This window comes from Amycolatopsis sp. lyj-108 (assembly GCF_046549005.1).
Lineage (GTDB): Bacteria > Actinomycetota > Actinomycetes > Mycobacteriales > Pseudonocardiaceae > Amycolatopsis.
In genome coordinates this window covers 446,910-456,023 of sequence record NZ_JAJPWQ010000008.1, presented here as the reverse complement: position 1 = coordinate 456,023, position 9,114 = coordinate 446,910, and the positions used below count along the sequence as shown (strand labels likewise).

Annotated in this window: 9 protein-coding genes; 3 read left to right on the top strand and 6 right to left on the bottom strand. The window is 70.1% G+C overall.

Annotated features, from left to right (window positions below; translation table 11 throughout):
- From ACLJO0_RS29115 to ACLJO0_RS29105, 3 genes are all read right to left on the bottom strand, one after another.
- The coding region (locus ACLJO0_RS29115) for a hypothetical protein (RefSeq protein ID WP_410581794.1) at positions 1-554 on the bottom strand (554 nt) is incomplete at its 3' end.
- Between the two features lie 181 nt (positions 555-735).
- Positions 736-1,056: a hypothetical protein gene (locus tag ACLJO0_RS29110; protein WP_410581792.1), complete on the bottom strand. Its 321-nt coding sequence runs from the start codon at positions 1,054-1,056 to the stop codon at positions 736-738.
- 4 nt (positions 1,057-1,060) lie between these two features.
- Positions 1,061-1,870, bottom strand: coding sequence for a hypothetical protein (locus tag ACLJO0_RS29105; RefSeq protein ID WP_410581790.1), 810 nt, complete (start codon positions 1,868-1,870; stop codon positions 1,061-1,063).
- A gap of 136 nt (positions 1,871-2,006) precedes the next feature.
- Between ACLJO0_RS29105 and ACLJO0_RS29100 the strand changes: the two genes are divergently transcribed.
- On the top strand, positions 2,007-3,269 hold the full coding sequence (locus ACLJO0_RS29100; protein ID WP_410581789.1) for a protein kinase domain-containing protein: 1,263 nt from the start codon (positions 2,007-2,009) through the stop codon (positions 3,267-3,269).
- Here ACLJO0_RS29100 and ACLJO0_RS29095 read toward each other — a convergent pair.
- From ACLJO0_RS29095 to ACLJO0_RS29085, 3 genes are read right to left on the bottom strand one after another with little or no spacing between them, the layout of a single operon-like run.
- Entirely contained in the window at positions 3,266-5,083 is a 1,818-nt protein-coding gene (locus ACLJO0_RS29095; RefSeq protein ID WP_410581787.1) for a fibronectin type III domain-containing protein, read from the bottom strand. The two genes, ACLJO0_RS29100 and ACLJO0_RS29095, sit on opposite strands and share 4 nt — an antisense overlap.
- Before the next feature lie 56 nt (positions 5,084-5,139).
- Positions 5,140-6,390, bottom strand: coding sequence for a sensor histidine kinase (locus tag ACLJO0_RS29090; protein ID WP_410581785.1), 1,251 nt, complete (start codon positions 6,388-6,390; stop codon positions 5,140-5,142).
- On the bottom strand, positions 6,387-7,040 hold the full coding sequence (locus ACLJO0_RS29085; protein ID WP_410581816.1) for a response regulator transcription factor: 654 nt from the start codon (positions 7,038-7,040) through the stop codon (positions 6,387-6,389). The genes ACLJO0_RS29090 and ACLJO0_RS29085 overlap by 4 nt, the downstream gene beginning before the upstream one ends.
- A gap of 129 nt (positions 7,041-7,169) precedes the next feature.
- Here ACLJO0_RS29085 and ACLJO0_RS29080 point away from each other — a divergent pair, with 129 nt between their 5' ends.
- Positions 7,170-8,441 (top strand): BTAD domain-containing putative transcriptional regulator, encoded by a 1,272-nt coding sequence (locus ACLJO0_RS29080; protein ID WP_410581783.1) that lies wholly within the window; start codon positions 7,170-7,172, stop codon positions 8,439-8,441.
- Positions 8,438-9,100, top strand: a complete 663-nt coding sequence (locus ACLJO0_RS29075) for a helix-turn-helix transcriptional regulator (protein ID WP_410581782.1) — start codon at positions 8,438-8,440, stop codon at positions 9,098-9,100. The genes ACLJO0_RS29080 and ACLJO0_RS29075 overlap by 4 nt, the downstream gene beginning before the upstream one ends.
- Positions 9,101-9,114 lie beyond the last annotated feature (14 nt).

Here is a 9,114-nt window from a genome sequence, read left to right as displayed (position 1 = left end):
TGTGGCTTCTCTGTCTTGGGTTCTTGGGTTTTCGGTTGTGTCTGCGGGGGTTGTTTGTCTTTGTTTTTGTTCATGATTTTGCGTAGGTCGACGGGTTGGCCGGAGCCTCCTTTGCCGCCTACGGGGATGTTGTGGCGCGGTGCGGGTTTTTCTTGTGGCTTCTCTGTCTTGGGTTCTTGGGTTTTCGGTTGTGTCTGCGGGGGTTGTTTGTCTTTGTTTTTGTTCATGATTTTGCGTAGGTCGACGGGTTGGCCGGAGCCTCCTTTGCCGCCTACGGGGACGTTGTGGCGCGGTGCGGGCTTCTCTTGTGGCTTCTCCGCCTTGGGTTCTTCGGTCTTCCGCTGCGCCTGTTCGGCTTTCTGCCGCTCACCCGAACCTTTGGCAAGCTCCCGCACCTTGTGCAGATCAACGGGGGCGCCCGAGCCGCCTTTGCCGCCTGCGGCGGGAGCTGCCTCGGATTGTTGAGCGGCGGCGAGAATGAAGAGCACTGACAACGCTCCGCCTGACAGGCCATACAGTATCGACCTGGTCAGTGGACGTCCTGCGGTTTCCATCAGACCTCCTATTCTCGGCGCGCTTCGCGCCGCTGCACCCAATGGGAATTCGACTGCACATTCGGTCAATGCCGAGGTTGGTCGAAGCGGGCGCACTTCTGCGCGTCGGGAGTGGTAATGACGGTCAGAATCGTCATTGCCACTCCCGATCCCCCTCTCCGAGACCTTCGCGATCCTCGGCTCAATGCTTCCGGTCGTAGATTTCTTCGGCCAATGAATGGCCCATCAGGCCGCCGAAGACGCCCGCCGCCACGCCGACCACCAAACCCATCGGCGACGCCACCACTACGCCCGCCGCGATGCCGAAGGCCAACGAGCCCGTAGCGCCGCCGAGACCGGTGTATGCGCCAAGGCTCAGCGGTTCGGTTTCACATGCGGGGTATTCCGCTTCATCTTCTGGGCAGGGCTCGAACTCGTCGAGAGGAGGCGGTGGCGCGTCTTCGCGCTCCCAGACGTCCTGCGGGATCACGATGTACCGGGTGGGTTCCAGCGTGGCGGTCATCGCGTCACCAGGCGTTGGCGGAGACGGTGCCGTTGGTCGAAGTCGCGCTGGACCACGAAGAAGCGCCGTTGCCCGACGAGCTCGCCGTCTTCGTGACCGTCTTGCCCGACTTGTGCGTGGTCTTCGAAATCGTCTTGCCTTCCGTGCGAAGGGCGGCAAGTCGCTTCGCCAGATCGTCGGGGAGGTTGGCCTTCTTGATCCGGTCGTGCCTGTCCTTGTGGTCGTGGCAAGGCTTCTTGCCTCCCGTCGGCTTCATCGACTCGCGGAGGTCCTTCAAGTCCTTTTCGGACTGTGCGAGCTTGTTCTTGGCGTCACGCAACGTCTTTTCGACGTTCTTGACGGCCTTGCGCGCGTCGCCGACGGCCTTGATCGCGGTGTCCAGTTTCGGCGTGGAAGGGGCGAGAGTCATCTTCACCGGAGACACCGTCGGCGCCTTGGCCGCCGCCTGCACCACGAACCGCTTCTGCTGAGGCGCCTGTCGCACCTTCTTCACCTGCGGCTTCGACAACGCGACCGGTACGGCCGCGCGATGGGCCGCGGCGGGCTTGACGTGGTGCACAGGCTTGGGCGCGGCCGGCTGTGCGGGCGCCGTGTGTGCCTTCGGCAAGACGTTCACCGGTTTTGGCGCGACCGGCGCGGTCCCGGGCACATGCGCCGGCGCCGGCGCCGGCGCGGGAGCCGGGGCCTGTGCGGGTGCCGGGGCCGCGCTGTCGTCCGTGTTGTCCACCAACGCGTTCGCCGTCGTCGCGCCGAGCGCGGCGGTCGCCAGCCCGGCCACTCCGTAGACGGCCGCGCGCCGCAGATTCCGCTTCATGTTCGCCTCCTTGGTCATGGGGCGTGGAGAAACCACCGCCGTGGCGGCAAGGATGGCCCGCGGGGGTCCATGACGGATACATCCGCGGTACATCGGGATTCGCCGTCGACGGCCCGCGGATGACAGACTGGGAATGATGGAAGACGACGAGCTGGTGCCATTGGGCGAAGGCCCGGCCGCCACCGTGCTGGCCGGGATGGACGAGACGACCGGCGAGGCCTTCGCGCTCAAGGTGTACCCCGGCCGCCTCGACCGTCGCACCCGCGGTGAGGTGGAGAAGGAACTCTCCGCGCTGAACTCGCTGAGCGAACTCGAGACGGTCCTCATTCCCGCCGAGGCGAAGGAACTGCCCGACGGCCGGTTCGCCGTCCGGATGGAACTCTGCACGCAATCGCTGGCCGACCTCGTCGGGACCTTCGGGCCGCTTTCCGTCCAGGATGTGCTTTCCCTGGGCGAAGCACTGGCGACGACGCTGGCCGCGGCGCACCAGGCGGGCGTCGTCCACGGTGGGATGACGCCCGGCAACGTCCTCTTCCGCGCGTCCGGCGCACCGGTGCTGGCGGACTTCGGGCTCGCGCTGCGTCAGTCGTTCCCCGGCGATTCGGACGTCGGATTCCTCGCGCCGGAAACGATCACCGACGGCACCCGCGACGAACGTACCGATCTCTACGGCCTCGGCGCCCTGCTGTACTTCGCGCTCACCGGCCGTTCCCCTGCGCGGGAAGAGCCGGGCGACACCGTGGACGAGCTGACGCTGCGCGTGCTCAGCGGGCAGACGGCGCCGCTCGATCGGCCCGGCCTCCCTGCCGGTCTGGGCCCGCTTGTGGCCTCACTGCTGGCACGTGACCCCGGTGCCCGCCCGATCGACGCCACCCTCGTCGCCACGCGGCTCAGCGCGACGCCCGGCACCGCGGCCACCCCGCGCCCCCTTGGCGCGCCGATCCTGGACTATGGCCCGGAGCACGCGAAATCCCGCCGTAAAGGGAAAACCCGGCTGATCGCCGGCGTCGCGGCCGGGGCCGTCGTCCTCGCCGCAGCGGTGGTTTTCGTGCTGCAGAACCGGCCGCGTGAGCTGAGCGTGCCGCCCGCGAGCGCCGAACCGGTGGCCACCGCGCCCACCGCGACCGCCGCCCCCGTGCGGCTCGACCTCGCCGATCCGGTCGACCACGGCAAGTACGTCCAACTCTCCTGGAGCAGCACCGGATCCACGCTGCACTACGCCGTCATCGTCGCGGGCGTGGACCTGCCACGGAAGACCCACTACGTCGAGAGCGGCACGGCCTACCGGGTCGATGTCGAGCCTGGCCGGCAGTACTGCTTCGTCGTCCAGGCGACCGACAGCGTGCGCTCCTACGAAAGCGAGAGCAAGGGCATTCGCGGCGCCCGCTGCGTTCGCTAGCCCGATTGCCAGGTGATGACGTTGGACTTCACGCCGGTGTTGGTGACCACCCACACCTGGTTGCCGACCTGACCGAAGTCGAACGCCTCGAAGGTGAGGTTCCCGCTGGCCGGGATGTCGCACGAGCGGCCCTCGTTGCTGTAGTCCGGATCGCTCGACCACGGCCTGACCTTGACGCGGGTGCCCGGCGTGAAGCCCTTCATCACCACACGGATCTTGGCGCACTTCGGTGCTTCGCACGTCTCGTCGTAGGTCCCGGTCTTGCCGCGACTGATGGTGATCGTCGGCTTCGGTCCCGCGGGCGGGGAGACCCTCGCCGTGGCCGGGGCGCCTCGTCCCGCGCGGTTCTCCGCCGTGACCGCGATCGTGTACGTCACGCCGTCGCGCAGGTTCGGGATCGACGTCGACCGAGCGCCACCGCCGAGCGCGGCCGAACCCGCGCCCGATCCGGAAGACGGCGTCCACGACACGCGATATCCCGTCACCGCCGCGCCGTTCGGTGCCGCCGCACCCCAGGTGACGCTCGCCGTCGTGCCCGCCAAGGTGGCGCGGAGACCGCTGGGAAGGCCGGGTGGGCTCGCTGCCAGCGCCTTGGGGGACGTCGCAGGTGGCTGCGGTTTCGGTTTCGGCTGCGACTGCGGCCGGTCACTTCCGTTCCCCCGCTGCGGGGGCAGCTGGGTCGTCGAGGACGGGGGCACCGTCGTCGGCTGGGGGACCGGTGGCTTGTCGGCGGTCACCGCGACCTGCGCGACCGTGCCCTCCGGATCGACCACCAGGACGTGGTTGCCTTGCGCGCCTTCGATGTAGACCCGTTTGTCCTCGCCGCGCGAGAGCTTCGGCGACCCGTTCTCCGGCGGGATCGGCATCGAGTGCCGCGGCAGGCCGTCCGGGGAGTAGGTGACCACGGTGTTGCGGGTCAGATCGAGCAGGACGACCGCCGACGACGAAGCGGTCGGTCGCGAGTACTGGCCATCGGACAGGTCGATGGTCTTGGGAGGGCCGGGATCGCGCCCGGCGCTCAGGCCGCTCGCGTCGAGGAGGTACAGCTTGCGCAAGCCCGGCTCGAGGACCGCGATCCGGCCGGCCGCGTCGGCTGAGGCGATTTGCGCGCCCGCGCTGAACGACGCGTGCAAGGGCAGCGGCTTTCCGAGCCCGGCGTCGGTGACGGTCTGCAGGGTGCTCGCCGTGGTGTCGACGAACGCCGGGGTGTCGCCGACGACAGTCAGCGCACCGGTATGCCCGCGGGTGGCCTGCACAGTGCACCCGACGGTGTCGGCGCCCTTTGCCAGCCGGCACAGCTTCCCATCGCCCGTGCGCTGCAGCCAGACCGTGCCGTCCGAGGTGGCGACCGGATCGCCGAGGGAGCCGCCCGTGTCGATCGACGTGAAGGAGTCGCCGAGGCGGACGACGCGCCCGGCCTCGCGGAAGACGAGGTAGGGTCCGCCCGCGGTTTCGAGCGGGACCGGTCGTTCCCCGGACACCGGCTGGTCCACCGTGCGGCTCACGGTGAGATCGGATTTGCCGAACTCGATGATCCGCCGCTGGCCGACCACGTACGCGCTCGTGTCGCCCTGGACCACGTCGGAGCCGGGTTCGAGGCCCGGCACGGCGGCCTGGGCGTCCACGCTCCGGTTGGCACCGTTGACGAGGTAGACCAAGCCGAGAGCGGGGCTGGCGACCCAATGGCCGGCTTGCGTGAGCCCCAGGCCGGGGACGGGTTTCACCGCTCCGGTGGCGACGGCGACCACGAGGGCCACGCAGGTCGCAGCCAGCACAGTGAGCGGCAGCCGCCGCTTGAATCCCCTCTCCGGCACCGTCCGATCATAGAAGAACGAGGTACAGAATGGAGCCGCTCGGATACATTTCGCGGTCAGGCCGCCTCCGGCAGCTTCAGTTCGAAGATCGCGCCGCCTTCTTCGGCGTTGTACACGCGCAGCCTGCCGCCGTGCGCGAGCGCTACCCACCGCACGATCGACAGGCCGAGCCCGCTCGACCCGCCGCCGCTGGTGAACCGGTCGAACTTCTCCTCCGCGACGGACGAGTCGATCCCCGGTCCGCTGTCGGCGACGGTCACCTGACCGCCGGCGACGGTGACGTGCACGATGGCCTCGTAGCCGGGACGTCGTCCGTAGCGCAGCGCGTTGTCGAGCAGGTTGGCCACCGCGCGTTGGACCAGGGTCGGGTCGGCGGAGATCCTCGACGGCGCCGCCACCAGCGTCACCTGTGCCCCCTCGGCGGGTGTCTCCGCCACGACGCTCGCGACGAGCTGGTCCAGCCATACCGGCTGGATGGCCAGCGATTCGACCCCGGCCGCCAGCCGCGCGCGTACGAGCAGGCCGTCGATGATGCCGCCCATCCGCGCGGCGAGCCGGACCGTCCGCGGCAACAGCTCGTCGCTCTCGGCGGGGTTGCGCAGCGCCGCTTCGGCCAACGCGCGCAGCGCCGCGACCGGCGTGCGCAGGTCGTGCGCGGTCTCGGCGAGCAGGACCTCCTGTTGCTGGAGTGCGGCGGCCGCGGGCCGGATCGCGCGTCCGGACAGCACGTGCCCGGTCACCCCGATCGCACCCAACAGGAGCACGCACCCGCCGATGACCAGCAACTTCAGCTGGTCATGCGCGGCGAGGGCGTCCCGCGCGTCGGCGACCGCGACGATGGCGCCCGACTCCTGGTTGTTGCGGTTGCGGAAGGGCTCGACGCCGACGCGGACCATCTCACCCGCGGTTCCGCCGCTGTAGCCGTTGAGCACGGCCCCGTTCCGCACCGACAGGTCGGCGAAAGTCTGTAGCCGCTTGGCATCGACCGGCACGCAGGTCCGGCCGCTCGTGTAGGGCGGGAACCCGCCCGCGCCGCTGGGCAGGATCACGAACTGCGGGCATTGCCTGTTCACTTCGTCCTGGCCGACGTAGGTGGTGGTGATGGTGTCACCCTCGCCCATGATCAGCCGTTTGACCGGTGCGGTGACGCGGGCGAGCTCAGCGTCCAGCTGGACTTCGCGCTGCTGCAGGTCGGCGCTCACGGCCAGCCAGGCGAGCACGACCAGCCCGGCGGCATTCAGCCCGGTGAAGAGCCAGGTGAGCAGCCACCGCAGGCGGCGGAGGCGATCGGCCGCGGAGCCCTTCACCGGGCCGCGATCCGGTAGCCGCGGCCGCGGACGGTGTCGATGACTTCGGGCTCGCCGAGCCGCACCCGCAGGCGCCGGATCACCACGTCGACCACATTGGACATCGGGTCGGTGCTCGTGTCCCAGCAGTGTTCGATCAGCTCGTCGCGCCCGACAGCCTGATCCGGCCGCGAGAGGAGGTACTCCAGCACCGCGAACTCCTTGTCGCTCAAGGTGAGTAGCGTGCCGCCGCGACGCACCTGCCGCCGGGCGCAGTCCATTTCGAGGTCCTCGTGGCGCAGCACCGACGGCCGTCCGGCGCCCGCGCGGCGGTGGAGCGCATGGACGCGGGCGCTCATCTCGGCCACCGCGAACGGCTTCACCAGATAGTCGTCGCCGCCGTGCTCGAACCCGGCGACCCGGTCGGCGAGGCTGTCGCGCGCGGTCAGGAACAGCACCGGTACCGCCCAGCCCTCCTGGCGACGGCGGTGGACGTAGTCGATCGAATCGCCGTCGGGCAGCATCCGATCGAATACCGCGCACGCGAACCCACCCGTGGCCAGCTCGGCGTCGGCCTGTGCCAGGTCACCGGCCTCGCGGACGGGCAGACCGCTCCCGTGCAGCTCGGCGGTGATCGCCACACGGAGGTCTTCGTCGTCCTCCACGACCAGCACGCGCGCCGTCGGACCTGTCGGCTCTGTTGGCCCTGTTGGCCCTGTTGGCCCTGTTGGCTCTGTTGTCATCGGAACCTCAGGTACATGGCGCGATCGTAGGGAGACACGAAGCACGGGGGTGCGAGCATGGTGCTCTTCCAGGTCCTAGGGCCACTCGAGGTGCGTGGCCGCGACGGCGTCACGAGGCGGCCGGCCGGCGGGAAACCCGCCACTGTGCTGGCCGCGCTCCTGGTGCAGCCTAACGCGTGGGTAGCGGTGGACCGGCTGATCGAGAACACGTGGCAGGAACAGGCCGCGCCGGCTTCGGCCGAAGCGAACTTGAAGACGTACATGTGGCAGCTGCGGCGGCTGTTGCCGGAACACGACGCCGGCCCCCGCATCGAAGGGCGGGCGGGGGCCTATCGGCTGCACGTCGGCCCTGGTGAGCTGGACGCCGATTGTGCCGCGGCTCTTGCCGGCGAAGCCGCGCAGGCACTGGCCGCAGGGGAGCCGGGATCCGCACTGACGCTGGTGAGTCAGGCTTTGCGGCTGTGGCGGGGGCGGCCGTTCGAGGGATTGGATGTCCTTGCCGACGACGCTGTCGAGAGGCTCGACGAGTTGCACCGGCAGCTGCGGGAATCGCTTGCCGAGGCCCAGCTCGGGCTCGGGCGGACGACCGACGCGGTGGCCACGCTGCAGGCATTGACCGCGGACGACCCGCTGCGAGAGGACGTCTGGGCGCGGCTGATGCGGGCGGAGCACGCGAGGGGACGGCCGGCGCGGGCGCTGGCCACGTTCCACCGGGCGCGGCGGCTACTGGCCGCCGAACTGGGGGTGCGCCCGGGACCCGAGCTGATGAAGGCGTTCCAGGCGGTGCACGGTTCCGGGGCACCGGACCGGCCGCGACGGGAGCTGCCGCGGGCCGTCGAGCCGCTGGTGGGCCGGGATCGGGAGCTTGTGGTCCTGGGCCGGGCACTGACCGGGTGCGCGCCCGCGGTCGTCGTCACGGGTGCGGCGGGGGTGGGAAAGACAGCGCTCGCGGTGGCCGCGGCCCATCGGGTCAGCGAACGCTTTCCCGACGGCCAGTTCTTCGTCGATCTGCACGGCGGGTCCCGGCCACTGACGACCGCGGCGGTGCTGGAGCGGCTGCTACGCGGCCTCGGGTTCCCGCCCGCGCTGATTCCGGCCGATGTGGACGAACGAGCCGCGCTGTGGCGGTCGGAGCTGGCCGGGCGGCGGGTGCTGCTGGTCTTCGACGACGCCGCGGCCCGCGGGCAGGTCGCGGCACTGCTGCCCGCGACCGGCCGCAGCGCCGCGATCGTCACGACGCGGGGGCGGGAGTTCTCGCTCGCCGGGGCCATGACCGTCCGCTTGGAATCCAACCGGGCGTCGTCAGGACAGCTGGAGCGGGTGGCATGACCACCATCCACTATGGACTGACCCGGCGGCACCTTTCCCCGCCGGGTGAACCACATGCGGACATCGAGGCGGCTCTTGCGGTGGCGACCCGTGAGGTGCTCGCCGTCGCGACGGTGGAGGCGTTCCGCGCCGTCGACCGCGACCACCTGCGGCCAGGCGTGCGCTACCGGGTGCTCGCGCCGGTCGAGGCGAGGATCATTCCGAAGGTCGCCAAGCGGCTGGAGGCGTTCGCCTCCCAGGGCGCCGAAATCCGGACCGTGGCCACTGTGCCGATGGCCGCGCTCGTCGTCGACGGCACACTCGCGCTGCTGCCGGGGGACCAGCGCGAGCTCACCGTGTTCCGGCTGCCCAGCGTGGTCAGGACGGTCGCCGAGCTGTTCGAACGACTGTGGCCTGCCGGAACGCCGTACACCTCTGGAACAGTGCGCACCGCCGGTCCGGCGCGTTCCGGATCGGAGCCGACCGGGCGCGAGCTGGACCTGCTGGCACTGCTCGTGGACGGCTACACCGACGAATCCGCCGCCGCCCGGCTGGGCGTCTCCGTGCGGACCGTCCGGAGGATGGTGTCCGATCTGATGAACCGGCTCAGCGCGCGCAGCCGCTTCCAGGCCGGTGCGAAGGCCGCGGACCGAGGCTGGTTGATGGAGCTCGCCGGGTGATCACGCTACGGTCG